Genomic DNA, 24,285 nt, shown 5'->3' on the forward strand with positions numbered 1-24,285 from the left:
TGACCCGGCGCCCGGAGGGCACACAAGGTGAGTGCGGCAAAGCGCAGCTTCTTTACTGACCAGACTAGTTTAACACAGCGCCCCGGCGCTGTCAAGCCCTAAACCATATTCCGCAGGCGCCGCCGAAAAAAAATGCAGCCCCTCCAAAAAAACTTCCCGCCGCGGGCCGGGCGGGTCCCCAAAAACGTTTTTGGCCAGCGGTGGCCTGCCCACCGGAGAGGATTTTCCCCGCCCGCACGCGGGTCAAAGCAGGCTGTCCGCAATCACCCGGATGCCCCACGCCGGAAGCTCTTCCCCGCCCGCACGCGGGTCAAAGCAGGGGTTTTGGGCGGGCTTATTATCCTTTATTTTGGACTCTGCTCCCGCCCGCGCGCGCGGGCCAAAACGGGAAGGGCAAAAGCGTGATCGCCGTCTGCCCCAAGAGGCCCTCCTCTGCCCGCGCGCGGCCAAAGTTCCCGCCGGGACAAAAGAGAGCCCCGCGAAAAAGCGCCTCATCCGCGCGCGCCGGCCCCGGGACGGCGGCCCCACACGCAGCGGTCGTTGCCGCCAAGGTCCCTCTCGCCGCCTATCTCCTCATATCCGCTGCGGGCCAGGATCGCCTGCACCGCCTCCCGCTGGGCGGCGCCGATCTCGAACACCAGCGCGCCGCCCGGGGCCAGCCGGTCCCGATAGCGGGGCGCGATATAAGCGTAAAAAGCAAGGCCCTGCTCCCGCGCCACCAAGGCCTCTTTCGGCTCGAACAAAAGCTCCGGCTCAAGGCGGGCGTATTCCTCCTCGGTGACATAGGGCGGGTTGCAGACGATGCAGTCAAAGCGCTCCGCTTCCAGCGCGCGCTCGCAGCCAAAGACGTCCGCCGCCATCACCCGGGCCGCCTGCCCCGCGTTTTCCCTGCAGTAGCGCAGGGCGTCAGGCGAGCGCTCCACCAGCGTGGCCCGGGCGTCCGGCCTCACCCGCCCGACGGCCAGCCCGATCGCCCCCGTGCCCGCGCAGAGATCCAGCACCCGGGGGGCCGGTACGCCCTCCAGCAGCTTCAGCGCCCGCTCCACCACCGTCTCGGTGTCGGGGCGCGGGATGAGCACGCCCTCCCCCACCGCCAGCTCCAGGCCATAAAAGGGCCAGCGGCCGGCCAGATATTGAAGCGGATACCGCCCGCACCGGCGGCGCAGCAGCGTCTCAAAACGCCTTTCCTGTTCTGCGCGCAGCGGCGTTTCAGCGTCCTGTTCCAGATGCCCCCTGCCGGTAGCCAGGCGCAGCAGCTGGTCCGCCTCGAAAGCCGCCTCCTCGACGCCGGCCCGCTGCAGCGCGGCCCGCGCCGCGCGGTACGCCTCTCCCGCTACCACCGGTCGTCCTCACCCTCTGCGGGCAGCACCGCCTTCACCGAGGCGATCGCCACCTCGATCATGGAATCATCCGGCTCTGCGGTGGTCAGCCGCTGCAGCCAGAGGCCCGGGGCGCAAATGATGCGGGTGGCCAGGTTGTCGTGGCGGCCCGCGAACTTGATGAGCTCATAGCTGAACCCCATCACCAGCGGCAGGAGCAGAAGCTTCAGCCCCACCCGCCCCAGCGTGGAATGCCAGGGCACAAAGCTGAACGCCAGGATGCTGACGACGAGCACCAGCAGCAGAAAGTTGGTGCCGCAGCGCGGGTGGAAGCGGGAATTGCCGCGCACGTTTTCCACCGTCAGCGGCTCGCCCGCCTCATAGGTGGCGATGGTCTTGTGCTCGGCGCCGTGATAGCGGAACAGGCGGTTGATCTCTTTCATGCGGGAGATCAGGAAGAGATAGAGGACAAAGAGCCCCAGCTTTACCGTGCCCTCCACCACCGCCCTAAAAGAGCCCAGTTCCACAAAACGGCCCAGAAGCCCGGTGAAAAAGGTGGGCAGCACCATAAACAGCACAATGGCCAGCAGGCCGCCCGCAAGGGCGCTGACCGTCATCAGCGCGCTCATCCCCTTTTCTCCCAGATGCTCCTCCAGCCAGCGGTCAAAGCCGCTCTGCTCCTCGGCCTTTTCCTCCTCGGTCATGCTGATCTCCGCCGAGCGCATGATCGCCCTGTAGCCCACAAGAAGCGAGTCGATAAAGCTGACCACGCCGCGCAGGACGGGGACCCGCGCCACCGGGTTGGGCTTGACGTCGGTGGTCTCCACCTGGATCTCCCCCGCCGGGTCGCGCACCGCGATCGCCAGCTTGCTGGGGCCGCGCATCATGACCCCCTCGATCAGGGCCTGTCCGCCCACCGAGGTCTTGAATTTTTCTTTGAGGTTATGTCTGCTCATGGGTCTTCCTTCCGGGGGGCGCGCCCCCTCTCTTTTTATTAAAAGCAAAAAGCCTATCGCTTTGCGGGCAGCCACAGGCGCACCAGCGTGCCCGCGCCCGGCGCGCTCTCGATCTCCAGGCGGCCGCCGTGCGCGGTCATGATCTCGTCCACCACGGCCAGCCCGATGCCGCTGCCGCGCACCGAGCCCCGTCCCTTGTAAAATTTGGTTTTGATGTGCGCCAGGTCCTCCGGCTCAATGCCGGGTCCCTCGTCCTGCACCTCCACCACGGCAAAGCCGCCCCGCAGGCACAGGCCCACCCGGATGGCCCCGCCGGACGGGGAGTATTTCAGCGCGTTGTCCAGCACGTTCAAAAGCACCTGCCGCAGGCGGTTCTTGTCCGCCATCACCGGGCAGGGCTGCTCCGGCTCGCTGAATTCCAGCCGCACCCCCTCGCCCTCGGCCCGCTGGCCCATCATCAGCAGCACGTCGGCCGCCTCGGCGCCCAGGTCCAGCAGCTCGGGAGAAAGGGAGAGCCCGCCGTTCTGCATGCGGGAAAAGTCCAGCAGCTCCTCCACCATCAGGTAAAGTCGGTCGGTCTCCCCCATGATGATGCGCAGCCCCTTTTGGTAATTCTCGTCCCCGGGGTCGTCCACCCGGGCCAGCGTCTCCGTCCATCCCTTGATGGAGGTGAGAGGGGTGCGCAGCTCGTGCGAGACCGATGAGATGAACTCGTTTTTGAGCTGGTCGGTCTTGGACAGCTCCTCCGCCATGTGGTTGATGGTGTCGCACAGGCGTCCCAGCTCGTCGTTGTAGACGTTGTCGATCCGGGCGCCGAAATCCCCCGCCGCGATCTTGGTGGCCGCCTGCTCGACCTTGCTGACCGGCAGCACGATGGAACGTATGAAATAGGTGCCCGAAAAAAGGGAAAAGAACAGGATCGCCAGCACCACCGCCCCCGAGACCGTCACCAGCAGGGCGATCTGATTGTCCACCCGGGAAAGGCCGGTGACAAACCGCACCGCCATAATGCCGCCCGCGGGCTTCGGCACCAGATAGGTCACCGCCATGATGTGTTCGCCGGTGCTGTCGGTGCCCACGAATTCCCCAATGCCGTCGGCGCTCTTTTTCGCCTTCTCAAAATCGTCCAGGCTCTCGAGATAATCCGGCACAAAGCCGCTGGAGGTGGACACCACCCGCCCCAGCGTGTTGATGAGCATAAACTCAAACTTGTCTTTTTCGGTGAACTCCTCCGCCATCCGCCGCAGCGTGGAGCTGCGCTCAGAGTCGCTGGCGGAGGACAGCGCCGACAGCTGGCCGGTGAGCGTGTTGACCCGGGTCATGATCGCGGTGCGCGCGCCGGAATAATAATAGCTGTTGAGATAAAAGACAAAAGCGCCCTCGGCGATGAGCAGTACCAGGATGGTGACCAGCAGGCTGCCCCGGACCCAGCGCCGGGTGATGGTGCCCTCGCGTTTCTTTTTCGCCAAGCCGCGACCTCCCTTTCCCTTTCAGCTTTTACCGCCCCGGCAGGCCGGCAAGCGCGCCCAAAGCCGCGCAGCCGGCAAAATGCGCGCCGCATCGGGGCGGGCAGGGCCCCGGCGCTTCCCAGCGCTTAAAAAACAGCCTCACCGCCCCGCTGGGGCAGACGCTCTCCCTCAGGGCTTCCACCGGTATCCATAGCCCCAGACGGTGGCGATGTGCGCCGGGCTGCTGGGCTCGTCCTCGATCTTCATGCGCAGGCGGCGGATGTTCACGTCCACGATCTTCACATCGCCGTAGTAATTTTTGCCCCACACGCCCTCCAGGATCTTGTCCCGCACCAGCGCCACGCCGGGGTTTTGAAAGAAGAGCTCCATGATCTGGAACTCCACCTGCGTCAAATCGATGGGCTGGCCGTTTTTGTACAGCACGCGGCTTTTCTGGTCCAGCACGAACTGGCCGGAGACCAGGCGGCTCTCGCCCTGCTTTTCGGTGGCCTGCCGCGTCACGCGGCGGCAGAGCGCCTCCACCCGGGCCAGCAGCTCCGAGACGCTGAACGGCTTTGTGATGTAGTCGTCCGCGCCGATGGAGAGCCCGTTGATCTTGTCCTTTTCCTGCGTTTTGGCCGACAGGATAATGATGCCCACCTCGGCGGAATCCCTGCGGATGGTCTCGCAGAGGGAAAAACCGTTCATGCCGGGCAGCATCACGTCCAGCAGCGCCACGTCAAAGCCGTCCTGCTCCGCGCCCAGCAGCTCCAGCGCCCGCTCGGCACTGGCGGCCTCGGCGACGTCGTACCCCGCCATGCGCAGGTTGAGGGCGATCACCTCGCGGATCGCGTCCTCATCTTCCACGACCAAAATTTTTCTCATCGTTTGCCCATTCCTTTCCGGAAATCGTGCCGGCCTGCCGCGGAGAAAAGGTTTCCCCCGCAGCCGCCCCGCGGGGCGGGCCGGACGCATTTACAAAAGAAAGCGATCAGCTGAGCACCGTCACCCCGGCCAGGATCTCCGCTTCGTCGATGCCGGTATCCGGGCGGATGCGCACAAAAATGCGGTACCGCCCCACCGCCGCCACCTGGGTGTACTCCTCTGCACGCCCCAGCCGGACGCCGCCGCTGACCAGTTCCTCCTCGGGCCCCAGTATCTGTACCGCCAGCAGGGTCTCGCCGCTGGCCGCGTCCGCCAGATACCAGTTGCGGGACCCCAGCCGCTCCACCGCCACCCGGTTTTTCCAGCTCAGCGGCAAGCGCATATAATAACCGTAGCTCAGGTCCGCCAGGCCAAAGACCTTTTCGTTGGTGGGGGCGGCTTCTTCCGGCGGGGGGACGCTCTGGCTGTCTGCGCCCGAGGCCGGCTGCGAGGCGCTTTCAGGCTCGTCCTCCCCCGACGGGTCGGGGACGCCGCCCTGCCGGGACGAGTCCCCCCGCCCGGTGGGCACCGGCAGCACAGAGGGGATCTGCCGTCCCGGCGAGACGGCTTCTTTCTCAAAATTGTTCTGGTATTCGTCAATGGCCGCAAAGTCGTAAAAGCTCACCCACTGCATCCGCTGCTCGGTGGAAAACGCCGACACGTTGCCCAGCACCACCGGGATCTCCACCGCGCCGTCCTCGTCCACGTCGCGGCTGCGCAGGCTGGCCCCGACCCGGGTGGAAAGGGTGGGGATATTGGCCGTCAGCTTTGTGCTCATGCTGGCAAGGCCCCCGGTGCGGCTGTCAAAATAGAGCTGCTCGCTGACAAGGGTGCCGCCGGAGGTGTTGCCGTCCACCACCAGGCTGAACTGCCCGTTGGACAGGCTGGTATAGATGCCCGCGCAGTCCTGCAGCAGGCTGTCCAGCGAGATCGCCGTCACCGGCTGCAGTTCGCCCTCCCGCACCGTGAGCAGCGAGACCTCCATCGGGCCGGGCTGTGTGAGGGAGGACAGCACCACCAGATCGTCGGTGCCGCTGCCGGTAAAATCGGCCAGCGCGTATTCGGAATAGCTGCGCTCGTCCACTTTCTGCATGGTGTGCTCGTCCTCTTTATAGGTATAGACGGCGAGGAACTTGTCTTTCAGGTTGGCGCTGGCATAGCCCACGATCAGGGTGGCGGTGTCCGGCCCGTACATCGAGCTGAAGCTCACCGCCTCCACCTCGGTGCCCAGGCCCTCTTCATCCCACAGCACGGTCCACTTGCCGTCCTCCTGGGCCAACAGGGCCACCCGCACATATTTGTTTTTCGATTCGCTGCCCTCGTCCCCATAAAAGACGACGGCCTCTTCCCGCCCGTCGCCGTTGATGTCCTTGAAAACAAAGGGGGAGAGAAACTCGCCCCGGCGCGGATACTGCAGCTTTGCGCTTCCGCCGATATAGCGGTTGAGCTCCTCCATGACCAGGGTCTGGCTCTGGCTGAGTTTTGGCGCTTCCAGCAGTTCCTCCACGCTGCCCCCCATGGGGCCGGAGCAGGCGGCGCACAGCAGCGCCAGCAGCAGCGCCGCCACTGTCAGAACAACTTTTTTCATGCCTGCGCCCCTTTCCGCCCCGGCCGGGGCATGGCTGCCGCGCCCCGCTTGGGGAAACTGCCGGCCGGCGCTCATTTTAAAAACACCAGCGCTTTTTTCGGGATATTTTTCCAAACGCCCGCGCCGCGGCCGGTCTGCGCAGCCGGTCTTTGTGCGAAAAGCCGCCCGTCCTCTGCCGCGCCGCGTTCTCTGCCTGCGGCGCCCCGCCGGCCCGGGCTCTCTGTGCGCGTGCCGCGCAGACCCGGCTCTGATAGATTATTTTATCACATGCGCGCCCCCGAAACAAGAAGGCGCCCGCGCCGCCGCGCCGGCTGCCGGGGGCGACACCCCTTTCAGAGCAGATAGACCCCCAGGCTCATCACAAACAGCCCCAGGGACACCCCCAGCACCGCCCAGCCCGGCTTACCGTAAGAAAACCCGCCCGGCAGCAGTTCGCTGACCGAGACAAAACTCATGATGCCCGCAATGGTGGCCACCAATCCGTTGAGAAAAAGCGGGGTGATGGCGTCTTTAAAGAAAAAGAACGCGAGCAGCGCCCCCGCGGGTTCCGCCAGGCCGGACAGCAGAGAGGCCGCCAGCCCCTTGCCTTTGGAGCCGGTAGAATAGTACACCGGCACCGAGACGGCGATGCCCTCGGGGATATTGTGCAGCGCGATGGCCAACGTCAGCGTGAGACCGAACGCGGGGTTTGCATAGCCGGTAAAAAGGGTGAGCACGCCTTCCGGCAGATTGTGCATCACGATGACCGCGGTGGTGATGATGGCGCTTTTGGCCGCCAGGGCCAGCTGGCGCGCGTCGCGGCCGTCCCCCGGCTTTGCCAGCCGTTCCGCTTTCGGCTCCGGCAGGCAATGCTGCAGCAGCCAGGCGATGAGCATCCCCAGCAGAAAAAGGCTGATCGCCGCGCTCACAGCGCGGAAATTCGTCATCACCGCGCGGTAATCCCCCACCGCGTGGGGCATCATATCCGAAAGCGAGACGGTGAGCATCACGCCTCCCGCAAACCCCAGAGAAAAGGCCATCATCTGGTCGGTGGGACGTTTGCAGAGCAGCACGATCAGGCCGCCAATGCCGGTGGACAAGCCCGCCACCGTCGTCATCAGTATTGCAGTCAGCATACACAATCCCCCAAAGTTTAACACGCAGTTTTGTACAGTATATTAACTTTTTGAGAAATCATGCTGGCGGCCCGGCAGGCCCGGCCGCCTTTTGGCGGGCCCGCCGCGGTTTCTGCATATCTGCCGGACATCGGCAAGCCCGGCCCCGGTCTCTGAAGAAACCGGCGCCTCCGCTGTTTCCCGTGTGGCCGCAAAACAGCGCCGCGGGAGAAACGCGCCGGCGCGCTCCGCGGGCGTCCGCGCCTTTTCTCCCGCCGCCCTTTTTCTTGTGCCCGCATCGTTTTTTATATTTCCCCGGCAGGGAAAGCCCAGCGTCTGCGCGGCCGCTTCCGGGAGCCGCACGGTTTTTCCCCCGTCCCGTCCAGAGGATGCTGGCCTTACCGCAAAGAGGAACAGCAGTGTCTCAACAGTGCCTCAGCGCCGCCGGGACCCTGGCCTGACACTAAGACCGGGCGTCGCGGGACCAGCAGCCCCGTTGCTGCTCCGCTGCATTTTATAGTCATGACCTCCGGCTAAGGCGGAAGCCTGATCAAGCCCTGAAAGGGCATTTTACCGGCGGACATCTAAAGATGTACTGAATTATCTTTTTCTTGCATCAACTTCTCGGCCCCCCCGTAAGCGGACACAAGCCCATCTCCCCAAGCCGTTGCTGCTCGGCAGGCTGCTATGTCAGCAACTCGCTTCGCTCGATACTTGAAGCGAAAGCTTTTTGCGCGGCACCTCCACCGGCATAGCCCGTGGTTTCCCTAACCAATAAGAGACGGCCCCTGTGGGACAGGGGCCGTCTCTTGGAAATCCGCTCCGGCTGCCGGAAAGCTGTAAAAGCGGGTGATCATGACGATCATCAAGATGAATTTTCCAGTGCCACGACAGAGAACCGCAGTTCCGCGCCCCGCATCCACGCGGCAGGAAGCCCGCAGCAGGCCGATCTGCCCATCCCCCCACTGTGCCCGCGCTCAAGACAGCCGCGGGCCATTTCCAGAGGCCGGACGGCCTGCGTTCAGGACACTGAATAAAAATCAGCAGAGCAGCAAAAGCTGCCCCTCTCTTTTCACCTTTTCGGGGCCGCGCCCGCCGCCCGGCGGCTTCTCAATAGCCGTCGGACGCGTCCTGTTTGTCAAAAATTTTGATCGCGCTGCTGGTGCCCAGGCGGTCAGCCCCCAGCGCGAGGAAGCGTTCCATATCCTCCACCGTGCGGATGCCGCCCGCCGCCTTGATGCGGCAGCGCCCGTCCACGCAGCGGGCAAACAGCGCGATATCGTCAAAGGTCGCCCCGCCGGTGGAAAACCCGGTGCTGGTCTTGATAAAATCCGCCCCCGCTTCACAGACCACGTCGCACATGAGCACTTTCTCCGCTTCCGTCAGCAGGCAGGTCTCGATGATGACCTTGAGCACCTTGTCGCCCACCGCCGCTTTCACGGCGCGTATCTCCTCCCGCACGGCATCCACTTCTCCGGCCTTGAGCGCGCCGATATTGATGACCATGTCAAACTCCGACGCGCCGTCCGCCAGCGCCTGTTTCGCCTCAAACACTTTTGCGGCGGTGCTCATCGCCCCCAGCGGAAAGCCGATCACCGTGCACACCGGCACCCGCCCCTGCAGATACTGCGCCGCGCGCTGCACAAAGCCCGAATTGATGCAGACCGACGCCGTGCGGTTCTCCAGCGCCTCGTCACAGAGCGCGCGGATGTCCTGCCAGCGCGCCTCCGGTTTCAGCAGTGTGTGATCCACCCTTGCAAGGATCTCTTCCCTTGTCATAAGTGCCGTCCCCTTTCGTTTCGCCGCGCCCGGCGCGGCCTCTTTGTTCTCATTGTAATGCCGGCCCCTCCCGCGCGTCAAGCGGCCGTTGACAACCCTGCGGTAAACTGATAAACTGAAAACCGTCCGCGGGAGTGGCGGAATGGCAGACGCGCCGGTCTTAGGAGCCGGTACTTCGGTGTGTGGGTTCAAGTCCCATCTCCCGCACCAAAAAAGAAGGAATTTTGTCGAATGACAAAATTCTTTCTTCTTTTTTCGCAAGTTTCCGCGTTCTACTGCTCATGAACAAAAATATGGAAGGTTTTGTTATATCCGAAAACGCAATTGAGATTCTTAAGAAATACAGTACAAAATCAATTTAGTTCCATAAACCTTAAAGTCTTTGCATACTGCCGGGTTATCTTCAGCCATAAAGTGTAAAAAGAAAACATATTTCAAATGGATCAGAGGGTGGGGTATAATTAAGTAAAATCTATTTAATAAAATCTGAGTATTCCCTATAGGAGATTGGAATGAAAAGAAATAATGAGTTATTAACCGCAATAAACAAATACTTTTCATCCGAAGATGGAACAAACATATATTACCAGGGGGCAGGCACTGCAATAAAAAAATTTGCTAATATATTTCTATCTGGAGAACGCTTTATTGATGATGCTCCTGATTTGTTCATTTGCAAAAATAATACAGCCTTCATCACAGAGCATTTCGAATTTGATTGCTACAGAGTCACACGGAAAGGGAGTCAGAGCAGAAGAGAGCAAAGCCGAATAGACCGATTAGAGAAAAAAATTACTCCAACAGAAGCTGGTGCCTATTTTCACGATAAGATACAGGGTTTTTCTTCATACCAAGACTATGTTCAAAATGTGTGTCGCAATTTCAACGAACATTATCTACAAATCAGTACATACAAAAAGAACTTAAAAAATCGTGGTTTAATAAGTGATTCTTTAGCAGTTAAGGTTCTTTTTTTTATCGAAGATACCTCGCCGTTAGGGAGTATGGTCGTAGACTACAGTAATGACTCTCCGTTTATTCGGCCCATCTGCCTTGGACAATGTCGAGAATTTCTATCTCTTTTAGACAATAGTCCCGATGTCAACTATGTCCTTGCTTGCTCCATGAGCGGGTCGAACAAAATAGTCTGGTTCATTGATAGAAGTGAGATATCGGCGTATCAAAAGAAATCTATTGAGTATTCAAAAATGGAATTTCTTAATTCTGAGCCCCAGGTGTTAGGGTTTCGAATTCTAATCCCTAACGACTAATCTCTTGAGGTCTATCATTGCTAAATGCAGAATATCGATTTTAATCTCCTGCACCTAAAAAGAAAAAACTTGTCGTCGGACAAAATCCCTTTCTTTTTAGTTCCACACCGCATCGCGCCGCCTTATCCGACCTGCTTTTATCCTTAGCCGCGCAAAGCGGGTCTGCCCCGCAAAAATCCGCCGTCTGCGGCAGGTCCCGCGCTGCGGCGCTGTGTCAAAAGTCCGCTTGCCTGCCGCCCTTTTGCTTTCCGTCGGCAATTAAAAAACGCATCCTGCAGCCCGGAAACCGGGACAGATGCGTTTTTTTCTTTCAAACGGCCGCTTTTACCCTTTTGCGGGCGGACGCGCTTTCCTGTGCAAGATCTGTCCCGGGCCCTTTTCCCTATTCCCCTGCGTGCACAGCGCCTCTGCACCCGTCTGCGCGCCGGGCGATCTTTTTCAGGCTTTTTCCCCCGGTAAAAAGCTGGCGTCCAGCAGCGTTTCCAGCGGCACCGCAGGGCTGTACAGATATCCCTGGAAGACATTGCAGCCCAGTTCCAGCAGGGTATCGCGCATCTCCTGTGTCTCCACACATTCCGCGATCACCTGAAAGCCCAAGCTTCCCCCCAGCGCGGCGATGGAACCCACGATCTCGCGCGAGCGCTCGTTTTCCCGCACCTGGCGCACCAGCCCGCCGTCCAGCTTCACGTAGCGGAAGCGGTTGTCGCGCAGATAATTCAGCGAAGTCTGTCCCATGCTGAAATCATCGATGGCCAGATAGATGCCGTGCCTGCCAAACCGCTCGATATTGGCGGTGATATATGGCAGATGGTCCAGCGAGGTCTCCTCCGTCACCTCCAGCACCAGGTTCTGACACACGCCGGTGCGCTCGGCCAGGCCGATGATCCGCCCGGTCAGGTCCGGGTCGTTCAGCTGTTCCGCCACGATATTTGCGGACACGTGGATCTCCTGCCCAAAACGCCGCCGCAGGGGTCCGATATCCGCGCAGACCGTGGACAGGACGCACCAGGTCAGCTCCTCGTAACAGCCGTCCTCCTGTGCCAGCGCCACCACCAGGGGCGGATAAAGAGTTCTGTCTCCATATTGCCAGCGCAGCAGGGCCTCCGCCCCGTCCACACGTCCCCGGGCATCCACCTGCGGCTGGTAGAACACCGGGACCCGGCCGGCCGCCACATCCGCGCGCAGGCGGCCTGCCAGCCTTTTGGCCATCATTCCCAGGCTGTCGTTGCGCTCAAGATAACAGGGCTGTCGCTCATCCCGCAGCGCGCCGGCAAAATGCTCGGTCAGCTCGTCGATCAGGTATTCTTCCTGGTCCTTTTGCAGCCGCTCCGACAGCAGCACAAAGGGGATGTAGATCAGGGTGCCCAGCACAATGCCCACCAGCTGCACCGCCGCCCCCCGCCAGGAGCCGGTGGCCAGATAGCCGCTGAAAAAGACCGGGGTAGTCCAGTTCACCGCCTGCTGGGCCATCGGCATCCAGCCCGCCGCCACCGCGCCGTAGGCCAGCAGCATGGTGGCCGCCGGGGTCAGGACAAAGGGAATGGCCAGCACCGGGTTGAGGACGATGGGCAGCCCGAACACCAGGATCTCGTTGATGTTGAACAGCGCCAGCGGCGCAGCGGAGTAGGCCAGCCGGCGGCTGCTCTTCTGCCGTGAGACGAGCAGCAGCGCCAAAAGCAGGCAGAGGGTGGCGCCGCTGCCCCCCATGACGGCAAAGTTATCCAAAAACGATTTTGTGATCACCCCGGACGACCCCGCTGCAAACACGGTCTGGGCCACCGGGTCCAGTGCGTTGCCCCCGTGGATGCCGAATACCCATAGCAGATCCAGCAGCAGCAAAAAGACCACGCCGTTGCCCGGTTCCCTCCGCAATTCGCCAAAGGCGCGGAACAGCAGGCCGCTGATCAGGTCGTTCAGGTTGCCCACCTGAAAGAGCTTCTGCAGCAAAAGGTTGCCCAGTGCGAACACAGTCACGCACACCACCACAGGCAGGATAGAGGACATCGAGCTGCGGAAATGGATGTCGTTGCCCGCGGCATAAGAGCGGTATTGCCGGTAAAGGCGCCCGTTCAGTGCAAAAAAGAGCCGGGTGGCCAGAATGGCGCATACCATGGCGGTAAAGACCCCGATCGTGCCAAAGCAGGACAGGTTCAGCGACCCGCTCTCGCCGCCGAACGAGGCGATAAAGCAAACGCAGGAGGTCACCATCGCCATGACCCGCAGGGTCAGGTTGCGCCCCGCCAGCGGGTCGGAGTAAAAATAGCTGATCGCCAGCACCAGATAGAGGGATAAAAACCCGGTGGTGGAATCGGTGATGAACTGCAGAAGGACAAAAAAGACCCCTCCGCCGAACGAGGCGAGGAACTCCTGATAAGCGGGCACGGGAAAATTGAGCAGAAGCAGCGCGAACGACCCCGTGAGCACCACGGGGATGACGAGCAGGAACCCTTTTTTGATCGCGCTGAGCACAGGGCTGTTTTCCATGGCGTAGAGCGCTTTGCGGATGCGGACGAGCACGGCTTCACCTTCACTTCCCTCTCTGTGGATTCTATTGTAACACATTGCGCCGCCGCAGGAAAGCGGAATTCCTGCGTCCTCGGCGTGCGGCGCGCTTTTGGGCCGGCCCTGCGCGGCAAAAGCGGCGGGCCGGTTTTGCCTGCCGGGATTCTTCCCTGCGGGCCGCGTTTGTGCTATACTGAAAAACAATGTTTCTGCGGGGCGCATCGCGTCCCGCCAAAAGGAGGTGCCGGCCCGTGGGCATCAGCTGCAGCGTGGCGCTGGATACGCTCTCCATCGTCTATATGCTCATCCTGCTGTACAGCCTGCGGCAGAGGGCCAGGCGCGAGCCATCGAGCCGCCGTTACTTCTGGCTCGTCGCCGCGATCTGCGTCTTTCTCTCACTGGACATTATCTATCTGCTTTTATCCGGCCGCACTTCGCTCTGGGGGCGGGCGGCGCTGAAAGCGGTGAAAAGCCTTTATTTCTGCATAAACGCCCTGATCGTCTGGCTGTGGACGGGATATCTCGGCCAGGTCTGCGCCCCCGACCGCCGCGGCCGTGCCCCTTTGCGCGCCGTTTTCACCTGCTTTTTCTTTGCCGACCTGCTGCTGGTGGGGGCCGATCTCTTTACGGGTATTTTGTTCCGCATCTCCCCGCAGGGCTCTTTTCTCGTCGGCTCCCCGGCGATCTGGCTTTTCACCCTGTTCAACTACCTGAGCATTCTTCTCGCGGGCCTGCTGTTGATCCGCAGCAGAAAAAGCCTCCGGCGCGGGCAGTTCTACCCGCTTCTCCTCTTTCCTCTGCCGCCGTTTTGCGCCGAGTTGGTGCAGATCTTTTTCCGGCCCTGCTCGCTGCTGTGCACCTATGCCGTATCGGCGCTGCTCATTTTTCAGGTCTCGCAGAACGCCAGCATCTATACGGATGAACTGACGGGGCTGGCCAACCGCAGGCTGCTGGACGAATCGCTGCAGAAGTGGTTTTCCGCGCCCCGCGGCGCGCTGGTCTGCGGCATCATGATCGATTTGGACGGCCTGAAGCAGATCAACGACGCGCAGGGCCATCTCGGGGGCGACCGCGCCCTGTGCGCCATGGCGGAGACCCTCCGCTGCGTGCGGCGCAAGGGGCTGGTGGCCGCCCGGTATGGAGGCGACGAGTTCGTGCTGGCCTGGCGCGCAGGCGAAAGCAGCGATCTCTCCCGTGCAGAACAGGAGCTCGCCGCCGCCTGTCAAAAGGAGAACCTCAGCCGCCCCTTGCCGGAACAGATCTTTTTCAGCTGGGGCAGTTTCTGCTGCCGCGATACCGAAAGGCTTTCGCCCGAGGCTTTCCTGCGCGAGGCCGACGCCCGGATGTACCGGCAAAAAAGCGCCAAAAACAGGGACGCCTGCCCCGGAACGCCCTGAGGGGGCAGCGGCCCTGCCGCAGACGGCCCGTTTTTGGGGCGCTCCGTCTGTTCGGCGGCTCCCGCCCCGGCGCCGCCGCTTTTTCATGTCAGGAGGAAAAGGAAGATGAAAGCAGACCTGCACGTTCACTCCGTCCAGTCGGACGGCAGTTTCACCCGCGGCCGGATCCTGGCCGCAGCCGCCGGGCTGGGCATCACCCATCTCGCTTTCTGCGAGCACGACGACACCCGCTTTTACCCCGAAGCCGCGGCGCTGGGCCGCCGGGCCGGTGTAAAGGTGCTGCGCGCGGTGGAGCTGTCCGCCTGTGACCCGCAGACCGGGGTCAAGGCGCATGTACTGGGCTATCTGTTCCGCTCCACCTCTGCCATCGACGCCCTCTGCGCCCCGGTGCTGCGCCGCCGTCACGCCAACTGCCTGTGGCAGATCGAAGTGCTGCACGGGCTGGGCTACCGCATTTCGCCGCAGGATGTGCTGCCCTATGCCCAGGGCGGCACGCTGTACAAGCAGCACATCTACCAGTATCTGCTGAACAGCGGCCAAAGCGAAGCGCTGTTTGGGGAGATCAGCCGCCGCCTTTTTAAAAACGGCGGCCCCTGTGACCGGCAGATCGAGTATCCCGACGCGCGGCTTGCCGTAGCCGCCATCCGCGAGGACGGCGGCTATGCGGTGCTCGCCCATCCCGGCCAGCAGCAGAATTTCAGTCTGGTTCCGGCGCTGGTGGAGGCCGGCCTCTGCGGGCTGGAACTCTGTCACCCCTCCAACGGGGCGGCGGACCGGGCGCAGATCCGTGAGCTGGCCGCGCGCCACGGGCTGTTCTGCACCGGCGGCAGCGATTTTCACGGTGCCTATGAGGCCGGCCGCGACCGGCTGGGCGCTTTTCTCGCCCCCGGCGACTGCCCCCTGCCCCGCGTCTGCGACGCGATGGAGCAGAACGGCGGCCTTTGACGCGCGGCGCGCGGGCCGCTGCTTTTGGTCTCTTCCGCCCGGCGCAGGCGCCTGTAAAAAAGGCCGCCGGCGCTGTTTGACCGTCCGCCGCCCTCTGCGCAGCGGCGCTGCATGTCGAAGCTCCACCTCCGGGCGTAATCCGCACCAGCTCTGTACGGAATATCTGCTCACTCCAGTTTTCTTACTTAAACTTTTTATGCTTGCGCCCTGCTTTCGATCTGCCGCTATCCTTCCCTTTATCTCTTCACTGTACCGCCCCATTCCCTTTTTCCCCGACATTTAAAAAACCTCCTGTCGTAGTTTCTATCCTACGACTGGAGGCTTTTTTATTCAATGTCTATTTCTTCTGGTTCTGTTCAGTTCATACTCTCGCCGGAGGCTTTTTTCGTTATCGTCCGCGCGGATCGCTCTCACCCGTCGGCGCGCCGCTCCGTGGGATACTGCATCCCCGGTTCGTACAGTCGGTACCGGTCCCGGCCGGCCGCCTTGGCGGCATACAGCGCGATATCCGCCTCCCGGTAAAGCTGTTCAAACGACCGCGCGCCCCCGCGGGTCGTCGTCACCCCGATGCTCAGCGTGACCGCGAACGAAATGCCCGCCTCTCCCGCATACTGCCGGGCCATCTGCAGCAGCCGCTGCGCCTTTTCGCACACGATCTCAGCGCTGTAGATGTCTTTCATGAAAACCATGAACTCGTCCCCGCCCAGACGCGCCACCAGGTCGGTGGCACGGTAGAGCCGCTTCAGCATCCCCACAAGGTCGGTCAGCACCGTGTCCCCGCACAGATGGCCGCAGCTGTCGTTGAGCCGTTTGAAATGGTCGATATCGATCATCAGGCAGGCGGCAAAGACCTCTTCGGGCTGCTGTGCCAGGTATTTTTCCACCGCGTGTTCCAGATAGGCGCGGTTATACGCCCCGGTGAGGGCGTCGGTGCGCGATTTTTGCAGCAGCAGCCGTTCGGAGCTGATGTCCATCACCTTGCCCACCGCCTTGACCGGCCGCCCGTCCCTGTCGCAGATAAAGCGCAGCAGGATGCGCCGCCAGCCATAGCTGCCGTCCGGCAGCAGCCGCCGGCATTCGCAGGCGGCCAGATCATCCGGCCGCGGCCCATGCTCGGCCTGTGAGAATTTTTCCAGCAGGCGCTGCTGGTCGTCGGGGTGCAGCCCCAGCAGGCCCATCCCCTCGCCGCTGCGCAGCCCGGCGTAGCATCTGCGGCCCGGCGCCTGCCCGGCGCGCGCGGGCAAAAATTCCTGCAGCGTGTCGGTGGCCAGATCATATTCAAAGATCGTCTCCCCCGACAGCTCGGCCACGATCTCATACCGCTCCCGCTCGATGCGAAGCTGCTCTGCCGCCTTTTTCAGCGCCGAGATATCGGTGATGATGCTGTTGATCACCCATTCGCCGCGCGCGTTTTTGACCTTGCGGCCGCTGTCCATCACCCACAGCAGAGAGCCGTCTTTTTTGCGGATGCGGTACTCGGCATGGTACTCGGGGCCGCGGGCGAAGCATTCCGCCACCGAGGCCAGCGCGGCGGGCAGGTCCGGAGGGTAGACCGCCCCCACCGCCGTGCCGCCGCTCATCTCCATAAACTCGTCATGCGTGTAGCCCAGCATCTCGCAAAGCTCGTCATTGACATAAAAATAAGTGTACTTGTCGTCGTCCAGGCTGCCTTTCATGCCGCCGGCAGTGGTGCGGGCGATCATCTCGATCTGGGCCGCCTTTTCTTCAAATGCCAAGCGCAGGCGCTCATATTCCGCCCAGCTCACCGTCCGCCCGCCGAAAGCGCGCAGCCCTGCGGGCAGGCCGGGCACAGAGACGTGGCCGTGCAGGATCCGGGGCCCGTCCCCTGCCGCCGTATAGACCAGCGTCAGGCGGCAGTGATCCCGCTCCCCCGTGTCCACGACCTGCAGGTCAAATTCGCCGCTCACCACACAGAACTCCCCGCCGCAGGCGGAGACCTCCAGCTGAAGGCCCGACAGGGCCCGCGGGCGCACCCGGTCTCTGTTTTTTAAAAAGAGCTGTTCCAGCTGCGCGTATCCGTGCGCAGACCCCTCTTCGTCCATTCCGATCCAGACGACCGCCTGGGGGTCGAACGCCTCCAGGGTAGAACGGCTGTCCTTTTTGCAAAACCATCCCCGCAGGGTCTCCTCCGCCAGAGCGAGGATGTTCTCAAAAGGTTCCATGCAGCCGCCTCCTTTTTCCGCTTCTATCATAACATTTTTTTTAAACAGAAGATAGCGTGTCTTAAAATTTTTTACTTTTTTTGCCATTTCGATAAAAAACAGACTATTTTATGAAAATTTCCCGGTCAAAGTTTTCAAAGACAGATGACGCGCCGTTTTCCCCTTTGCGGCAAGCCATAAAACAGTTGACAAGGACCCCAAAAGCATTTATTATTTTAGTTGAAAGTTCAACTTTTTGCGGGTGAGCTCCCGCATTGCGCGGCGGGGAGAAAGGAGGCCTGTCATGAAGCAGCTGCAAGACCCGGTCCTGCGGGAGGTGGGCGCGCTGTTCCGCAGCGCCCATGCGCTGTACGATTCCAAATATCGCCGTTTGGACCTGCAGCGCGGGCAGTTCATTTTTTTGACCCGCATCTGCGAGTGCCCGGGCATCCGCCAGGCGGATCTGGCGGCCCTGCTGCGGGTGGACAAGACCACTGTGGCGAAAGTGGTGCCGAAATTTTTGCGCAGCGGATATCTGACCCGCCGGCGGGACGAACAGGACGAGCGGGTGTGGCGGCTGTACCCCACGCCCCGCGCGCTGGAGCTTTACGACCTGGTGATCGAGGAGGAAAACCGCAGCGCCCGCGCCTGTTTCGCGGGCTTCAGCGCAGAAGAACAGGCCGCTGCCCGCCGCCTGCTGCGCCGCATGCGGGAAAATTGCGAGGCCGATCTGGAGGCCTATCGAAAGGAGCAAAAAAATGATCAGAAAAGCGGTTGAAAACGATCTGCCCGCTGTTTTAGAGATCCTGCGGGACACCCGCGCCGAGATGGCAAGCTACGGCAACGACCAGTGGAACGATGATTACCCGCAGGCCGCGGATTTCCTGGCGGACATCGCGCAGGGCAGCCTCTGGCTGCTGGAAGAAGACGGCGCGCCTCTTGCCTTTGTCTGCCTCAACGGCGTCCAGCCGGAGGAATATGCCGCGGTAAACTGGCAGTTTGCCGGCGCGCCGCTGGTGCTGCACCGCATGGCGGTCAGCCCGGCAGCGCGCCGCCGGGGCGTGGGCAGCCGGGTGATGGCCTTTGCAGAAGAGCGCGCCCGCGCGCAGGGGCTGCACTGCATCCGTTCCGATACCTACTCCATCAATGACAAAATGAACCGTCTTTTTACCCGCTGCGGCTACCGGCAGGCCGGCACCATGCACTTCAAGGGCCGCCCGCTGCTTTTCTGCTGCTACGAAAAGCAGGTGTAGGTCCCGGCCCGCCTCCCCGCCGCAGGGGCAGCCGTTTTTTCCCGTGGACGCCGTTCGCCCAGCCCGGCAAACGGCGCCCACGTTTTGTTTTTTGGGCGCTTGCCGCGCGGTGACTGCTGCATTTTTCTCTTGTATTTCTGCGCCATCTCCTGTAAGATTAAGAAAAGACTATTTTAATGCTTCAACGGAGTAAAGAGAGGAGCGTCGAGATGGAAAAGTCGAGACTGGAGGCGCTGGCACAGCGGCACCTGGAAGAAACGCTGGAGGCGCGGCGCTACATCCACCGCCATCCTGAACTGAGCTGGAAAGAATTCGGCACCCAGGCCTATGTACTGGAGGCCCTGCAGCGCCACGGCATCGAGTGCCGCGGCGATTTTGAGGGGACCACCGTCGTGGGCATGATCCGCGGCGGCCACCCCGGCGAGACCGTGGCCCTGCGCGCCGATATGGACGCGCTGCCGGTGGACGAGGCCAGCGGCTGCGCCTATCCGTCTGAAAACGGCGGCGTCATGCACGCCTGCGGGCACGATATGCACACCGCCAGCCTGCTGGGGGCCGCCTTTATCCTGCAGGACCTGCGGGAGGAGCTGCACGGCGACGTCAAGCTTATTTTTCAGCCCGCCGAAGAGGCCGGCGCCACCCAATGCGGCGCCGAGGTGCTGGTGCAGAAAGGCATCCTGGAAGACCCGCACGTGGACGCGATCTTTTCCGCCCACGTCTTTCCCACCGTGCCGCTGGGCAAGGTGGGCGTCTGCGAGCGCGAGATGATGGCGGGCGTAGATATCTTCAAGCTGAAGATCCACGGCACCGGCGGCCATCTCTCCACCCCGCACCGGGCCCGCAGCGCCCTGTACCCGGCCCTGCAGTTCATGAACGAGATCTCGGTGCTGCGCACCCAGGCGGTGGATCCGTTCGACACCGCCATCATCGACACCGGCTACTTCCACTGCGGCACGGCGGAAAACATCATCCCCGCCGAGGCAGAGATCGTGGGCAACGTACGCGCTTATAACGACGATCTGCGGGTGGAGCTCAAGCGCCGGATGGAGAACATCGCCCGCGGCCTGGAGCTGGCCTTTGACGTCAAGTGCGACTATGAGCACCGCTTCGGCTATGACAGCCTGATCAACGACCCCGCTATGGCCAAGCTCTATCGGGAGGCCTGCGAAGAGGTCTTCGGCGCAGAGAACATCGTGACCCCGCAGCCCGCCATGGGCTCTGAGGATTTTGCGTTCTACCTCAAAAAGGTAAAGGGCGCCTTTGTCTGGCTGGGCGTGGGGGACGACGGCTCGGGCGGCAAGGGGCTGCACAGCGACGTGTTCTTCCCCAGCGAAAAGGCCCTGCCGCTGGCGATGCAGATGCTGGCCAACGTGGCGGTGCGCTATCTCAACCAGCAATAATTTTATCTTCTGCTCCTTTTCCGCTCCCCGGCACAGCCGGGGAGTTTTTTTGCGCGCGCCCTCCCGGCGCTTTTGCCGCCCCGCCCCTCTCCCGCGGCTTTTCCGCGCGGCAGCGCTGAAATGGCAGCGCGGAAGAGGATCTTTTGCCGCCCGCCCGTCTCCCCTCCGCGCAGTGTGTTTTTCCTGCTGCTTTTTGGGATGATTTTCAAAGATGTAGCGCGCAGCAATGCCAAAACTGCGGCGCAGAAACGGGGCTCCTGCCATCCCTCTCCCCCTGCCCGTTGCGCTTTCCCTGCTGCTTTTGCAGATTTTCAAAGATGCAGCGATACAGCGGTGCAGAAACGGCGGCGGGGAAAAGGAAGTGCTGCTGTCCATTTTTCTTTCTGTCCAGCGCGCTTCTCCCGCTGCTTTCGCGGATGATTTTCAAAGACGGGGCGACGCAGCAATACCAAAACTCCAGCACAGAAATGGGGTTCCTGCCCGCCCGTCTCCCCTCCGCGCAGTGTGTTTTCCTGCGGCTTTTGTGGATGATTTTCAAAGATGGGGCGATGCCGCAAGGCCAAAACTCCGGCGCAGAAATGGGGTTCCTGCCATCCCTCTCCCCCTGCCCGTTGCGCTTTCCCTGCTGCTTTTGCAGATTTTCAAAGATGCAGCGATACAGCGGTGCCGAAAGGATGCTGCGCAGGAAAGCTCCTGCCTCCCGCCCCCTCCTGCCCGGCGCGCTTTCCTTGCTCCCCTTTTGCAGATTTTCAAAGACGCTCCCCCTGCTCCGCATTCTTCCGAGGCCATCGCTCGGAGCACCCCTCAAAGTGTCCGCGGGCTCAAATCCGCAGGGTCACAAGGGTCTCAAGACACCTCCCGCCTCCCGCCTCATCCGGGCGGCCCGGCACAGCTTTCGGTTCGCCTTTTCCTCCCCCTCTGCACGTGCCCTTTTCCCTCGGTGCGGCAGGTCCGGTTTCCCTGTTCTTGCAAAATTCTCCAAAAAGCCTTGACTTTCCCCGCGCACAGCGGTACCCTAGAGATGTAAAGTTACATTTGTAAACTAAAGTCCGGCCGGGGAGGTTTCAGGATGAGCGCTCAAAGATCCGTGCCTGCATTTTTGGAACACCTGCGGAAGATCTTCGCCTGGGACGACTTCGCCGCTGCGGACGAAGCGCCGCAGCAGCAGGATCCCCCGCCGGACAGCTGCCCCGCCGGTGCCGGCGGCTCCGGCAAAAAAAGGGGAAATGTGTAAAATGACAAAAGCCATCAAAAAACTGCCGGATTCCGAGCTGGAGACCATGCTCGCCGTCTGGCGCGCCGAGGCGCCGGTGCGCGGCAGCGAGGTCGCCGCCGCCCTTGCCGCAAGCCGCGGCTGGAACAAGAGCACCGTTTTCACCCTGCTGCTGCGGCTGGTGGAAAAGGGATTTTTATCCTGTGAAAAAGAGGGAAAGAACAACCTCTATCAGCCCCTGGTGAACGAAGCGGACTATCGCGCCCATGAGAGCCGTTCCATGTTGGACCGATTTTATGCCGGTTCGCTGAAAAACTTTGTCGCCGCCTTTTGCAGTGAAGAGCCGCTGAGCCGCAGCGACCTGGAAGAGCTGCGGCAGCTGGTGGAGGAAAAGGCCAGAGAACTTTAAACCGCTCTTCCCGGGCGCACAAAAAAAGTTTGCCCGGCCCGTTCCCGCGCGCGCTTCTCCCCCGCCCTTTCCGCCCACGGGGCCGTTTCCCGCTGGTTCGTTTCCCATCGGCCGCCCCGGATGCCGCAGGCCAGTGCCGGGCGCGAGCCTGCCCTCTCTCCGCAGCCGTTGCCCCTTTGCCGGATGCAGGATCGTTCCCGCCGGGAGCGGCGGTTTGCCTGCGGAGCGGAAAAGCGCTTTTGCCGCAGCTGTGCAAAGCGCATTTCGCCGCCATTTTCTGAATATGCACACGGCCTCTGCCGTACATTTGGGCAGGGGCCCTGTTTTTACATTGTTCGGTTACATTTGTAAACCATATTCCGCCCGCCGCCGCTCAACCGGAGGGCCCGCGGCTGCTGCGGCCTGCAGCCTGTTTTTGAGGAGGAAGAATGATGAGTATCCGCTTTGCATCCGGCCCGGAGGACGAGGTCCTTGCCGAGCGCTTCGCCGCGTCCCATCCGCTGGGCAGCTTTATGCAGTCGCCCCGATGGGCTCTGGTAAAGCCCAAATGGGGGCACACGGTGCTGTTCTCCCAAAGGGAAGACGGCACCCTGCGGGGCAGCATGCTGGTCCTGTCGCTGGCCGACCGGGGGGACGGCAAAGCGCTTCTCTATGCGCCGCGCGGGCCGGTCTGCGACTTTCATGACCTGCACGCGCTGGCCGACCTTTTTGCCGGGGCGCGGATGCTGGCGTCCCGCTTTGGCCGGGGAGAGTTCAAATGCGACCCGCTGGTGGCCGAGGGGGACGCGGAGGCCGTGGCCGGTCTGACCGCCCTTGGGCTTTCGTTTTCGCCGGGGGCAAAATTCCATGAAACGGTGCAGCCGCGCCAGAACGCGGTGCGCCGCGGCCTTGCCGGAATGGACGAGGCGCAGCTTTTGGCCTCCTTTTCCGCCAAGACCCGCTATTATGTGCGGCGGGCCGCTGCCCAGGGCGTGACCTGCACCCCCTGCCCGCAGGAGGCCCTGCCTGAATTTTACGCCCTTTATGAGGAGACCGGGCGCCGTCAGGGGTTTCCTGTGCGCCCGGAGGAATACCTTTTGTCCATCCTGAGCGCGTTTGGGGCACACGCGCGTCTGTACCTTTGCCGCAGCCCGGAGGGGGAGGCGCTGGCCGGGTCGGTGGCGGTGGCTTTCGGGCCCCGGCTCAGCTTTGTCTACGGCGCATCCAGCCGCCGCCGTCCCGAGCTGGCGGCCTGCTATCTTCTGCAGTGGGAGATGCTGCGCTTTGCGCTGGAGCGGGGCTGCGATCTCTATGATATGGGGGGCGTCTGTACCGATGAGGCTGAGTCGCCCGCTCTTTTCCATCTCTACACGTTCAAAAGAAAATTTGCCCCCGCTGAGGGCCTCGCGGGCGAATTCCGCTTTGTTTTCTGAGCGCCTCGTTTGCCCCGGCAGCTCCCCTGCCGTTTTTGTTCCGCGGACATTTTGGTCTGCGAACACTTGTCCCAAATGGCATAAAGTGGTATTCTTTTCCATAGCGAATGCAGCAATTTTGGCAAACGCCATGAAAAAGGAGTTTTTCATATGAGCCAAAAAGTCATCCTGAGCGCCGACAGCCCCTGCGATCTGGGCCCGGAGCTGCAGCGGCGCTACGACGTCCACTTTTACCCTTTCCACATCCTGCTGGGCGAAGCGTCTTATACGGACAGTGTGGACATCCAGCCCGACGACCTCTACCGCGCCTGGCGCGAGCGCAGGCTGCTGCCCAAGACGGCCGCCGTCACGCCGCTGGAGTACGCCGAATATTTCCGCCCGTGGGTAGAGGCGGGCTATGAGGTGGTGCATGTCAGCATCGGCTCCGCCCTCTCGTCGGGTTATCAGAACTGCTGCGTCGCGGCCCGGTCTCTGGGGCATGTCTACCCGGTCAACTCCTGCAATCTCTCCACCGGCATCGGCCTGCTGGTGCTGCGGGCAGGAGAGCTGATCCGCCAGGGGATGCCTGCCGCGGAGATCCAGCAGACCCTGAACGCCCTGGTGCCCTGCAGCCATGCCAGCTTTGTGCTGGACACGCTGGAGTTCATGCGCGCAGGCGGCCGCTGCAGCGCCGTGGCCGCCTTTGGCGCCAATCTGCTGCACCTCAAGCCCTGTATCCAGGTCCACACGGAAAAAGAGGGCGCCATGGGCGTGGGCAAAAAATACCGAGGCTCCATGGAGACGGTGCTTCCCGCCTATATCCGCGACCAGCTTTCCGCTTATCGGGACCCCGTGCCGGACCACGTTTTTCTCACCCATTCCGGCGTGCCGGAAAACTGGCTCCAGGTATCCCGCAAAGCGGTGGAGGAGGCGGGCATCTTCCGGGAGATACACATCACCCGGGCCAGCTGCACCATCTCCGCCCACTGCGGCCCGGGCACGTTGGGTGTGCTGTTCCTGACAAAGAGCTGATCTTTTTGAAATGCAGCGGCCAGGGCCGGCCCGCCGCCCTGCAGGGCCGCAGGCAATACCGCAGGCGCAGAGAGGCCGCCTGTGTTCCTCCCCGCCGTGCGGACCTGCGGCGGGCGGAAAAGGGGCTGCGGCTTTCGCACAAAATTCCCGGGGACGGGGACCGTCCCCCGCACAGCAAAAAAAGAAGCGCTTTCCCATCTGA

Annotated in this window: 19 protein-coding genes and 1 tRNA gene; 11 read left to right on the forward strand and 9 right to left on the reverse strand. The window is 62.0% G+C overall.

Translation table 11 applies throughout. From position 1 onward, the window contains the following. Positions 1-491: 491 nt before the first annotated feature. The 7 genes from prmC to deoC all read right to left on the reverse strand — a co-directional run bounded on the left by prmC (position 492) and on the right by deoC (position 9,108). The gene (prmC, locus tag H8S23_RS02560) at positions 492-1,340 is read right to left on the reverse strand and encodes a peptide chain release factor N(5)-glutamine methyltransferase (protein ID WP_186886737.1); all 849 of its coding nucleotides are present in this window, start codon (positions 1,338-1,340) and stop codon (positions 492-494) included. Further along, positions 1,334-2,275 carry a DUF1385 domain-containing protein gene (locus H8S23_RS02565; protein WP_186886738.1) on the reverse strand — a complete coding sequence of 314 codons (942 nt, stop codon included), beginning with the start codon at positions 2,273-2,275 and terminating at the stop codon, positions 1,334-1,336. The genes prmC and H8S23_RS02565 overlap by 7 nt, the downstream gene beginning before the upstream one ends. 53 nt (positions 2,276-2,328) lie before the next feature. Continuing rightward, complete coding sequence (locus H8S23_RS02570) at positions 2,329-3,744, reverse strand: HAMP domain-containing sensor histidine kinase (RefSeq protein WP_186886739.1); 1,416 nt, start codon at positions 3,742-3,744, stop codon at positions 2,329-2,331. A 168-nt stretch (positions 3,745-3,912) separates the two neighbouring features. Then, entirely contained in the window at positions 3,913-4,608 is a 696-nt protein-coding gene (locus H8S23_RS02575) for a response regulator transcription factor (protein ID WP_186886740.1), read from the reverse strand. A gap of 106 nt (positions 4,609-4,714) precedes the next feature. Next, the gene (locus H8S23_RS02580; RefSeq protein ID WP_186886741.1) at positions 4,715-6,235 is read right to left on the reverse strand and encodes a hypothetical protein; all 1,521 of its coding nucleotides are present in this window, start codon (positions 6,233-6,235) and stop codon (positions 4,715-4,717) included. A 332-nt stretch (positions 6,236-6,567) separates the two neighbouring features. Further along, positions 6,568-7,350 carry a ZIP family metal transporter gene (locus H8S23_RS02585; RefSeq protein WP_186886742.1) on the reverse strand — a complete coding sequence of 261 codons (783 nt, stop codon included), beginning with the start codon at positions 7,348-7,350 and terminating at the stop codon, positions 6,568-6,570. Between the two features lie 1,089 nt (positions 7,351-8,439). Further along, positions 8,440-9,108: a deoxyribose-phosphate aldolase gene (gene deoC / locus H8S23_RS02590; RefSeq protein ID WP_186886743.1), complete on the reverse strand. Its 669-nt coding sequence runs from the start codon at positions 9,106-9,108 to the stop codon at positions 8,440-8,442. 128 nt (positions 9,109-9,236) lie between these two features. Here deoC and H8S23_RS02595 point away from each other — a divergent pair. Continuing rightward, positions 9,237-9,318, forward strand: a tRNA-Leu gene (locus H8S23_RS02595). A 302-nt stretch (positions 9,319-9,620) separates the two neighbouring features. After that, positions 9,621-10,379 carry a hypothetical protein gene (locus H8S23_RS02600; RefSeq protein WP_186886744.1) on the forward strand — a complete coding sequence of 253 codons (759 nt, stop codon included), beginning with the start codon at positions 9,621-9,623 and terminating at the stop codon, positions 10,377-10,379. Between the two features lie 438 nt (positions 10,380-10,817). Here the strand turns inward: H8S23_RS02600 and H8S23_RS02605 are convergent, their stop codons facing one another. Beyond that, positions 10,818-12,941: a PTS sugar transporter subunit IIC/EAL domain-containing protein gene (locus H8S23_RS02605; protein ID WP_186886745.1), complete on the reverse strand. Its 2,124-nt coding sequence runs from the start codon at positions 12,939-12,941 to the stop codon at positions 10,818-10,820. 191 nt (positions 12,942-13,132) lie between these two features. On the opposite strand from H8S23_RS02605, the gene H8S23_RS02610 reads away from it, so the two are divergent. After that, positions 13,133-14,278 (forward strand): diguanylate cyclase domain-containing protein, encoded by a 1,146-nt coding sequence (locus tag H8S23_RS02610; RefSeq protein ID WP_186886746.1) that lies wholly within the window; start codon positions 13,133-13,135, stop codon positions 14,276-14,278. A 105-nt stretch (positions 14,279-14,383) separates the two neighbouring features. Continuing rightward, positions 14,384-15,223 (forward strand): PHP domain-containing protein, encoded by an 840-nt coding sequence (locus H8S23_RS02615; protein ID WP_186886747.1) that lies wholly within the window; start codon positions 14,384-14,386, stop codon positions 15,221-15,223. 410 nt (positions 15,224-15,633) lie between these two features. On the opposite strand, the gene H8S23_RS02620 is transcribed toward H8S23_RS02615, so the two are convergent. Then, positions 15,634-17,406 (reverse strand): GGDEF domain-containing protein, encoded by a 1,773-nt coding sequence (locus tag H8S23_RS02620; protein ID WP_186886748.1) that lies wholly within the window; start codon positions 17,404-17,406, stop codon positions 15,634-15,636. A gap of 283 nt (positions 17,407-17,689) precedes the next feature. Between H8S23_RS02620 and H8S23_RS02625 the strand changes: the two genes are divergently transcribed. The 7 genes from H8S23_RS02625 (at position 17,690) to H8S23_RS02655 (ending at position 24,083) form a co-directional block, all read left to right on the forward strand. Further along, a complete protein-coding gene (locus H8S23_RS02625; RefSeq protein WP_186886749.1) occupies positions 17,690-18,163 on the forward strand; it encodes a MarR family winged helix-turn-helix transcriptional regulator in 474 nt (157 codons plus the stop codon). Then, positions 18,144-18,638: a GNAT family N-acetyltransferase gene (locus H8S23_RS02630; protein ID WP_186886750.1), complete on the forward strand. Its 495-nt coding sequence runs from the start codon at positions 18,144-18,146 to the stop codon at positions 18,636-18,638. The genes H8S23_RS02625 and H8S23_RS02630 overlap by 20 nt, the downstream gene beginning before the upstream one ends. 209 nt (positions 18,639-18,847) lie before the next feature. Further along, a complete protein-coding gene (locus H8S23_RS02635; protein ID WP_186886751.1) occupies positions 18,848-20,038 on the forward strand; it encodes a M20 metallopeptidase family protein in 1,191 nt (396 codons plus the stop codon). Positions 20,039-21,107: 1,069 nt separating this feature from the next. Next, on the forward strand, positions 21,108-21,272 hold the full coding sequence (locus H8S23_RS02640) for a hypothetical protein (RefSeq protein WP_186886752.1): 165 nt from the start codon (positions 21,108-21,110) through the stop codon (positions 21,270-21,272). 1 nt (position 21,273) lies between these two features. Further along, entirely contained in the window at positions 21,274-21,660 is a 387-nt protein-coding gene (locus tag H8S23_RS02645) for a BlaI/MecI/CopY family transcriptional regulator (RefSeq protein WP_186886753.1), read from the forward strand. A 431-nt stretch (positions 21,661-22,091) separates the two neighbouring features. Next, the gene (locus H8S23_RS02650) at positions 22,092-23,072 is read left to right on the forward strand and encodes a lipid II:glycine glycyltransferase FemX (protein WP_186886754.1); all 981 of its coding nucleotides are present in this window, start codon (positions 22,092-22,094) and stop codon (positions 23,070-23,072) included. Between the two features lie 150 nt (positions 23,073-23,222). Further along, a complete protein-coding gene (locus tag H8S23_RS02655) occupies positions 23,223-24,083 on the forward strand; it encodes a DegV family protein (protein ID WP_186886755.1) in 861 nt (286 codons plus the stop codon). Positions 24,084-24,285: the final 202 nt, after the last annotated feature.

Origin of the sequence: Anaerofilum hominis, from assembly GCF_014287275.1 — a bacterium.
Classification (GTDB): Bacteria; Bacillota; Clostridia; order Oscillospirales; family Ruminococcaceae; genus Pygmaiobacter; species Pygmaiobacter hominis.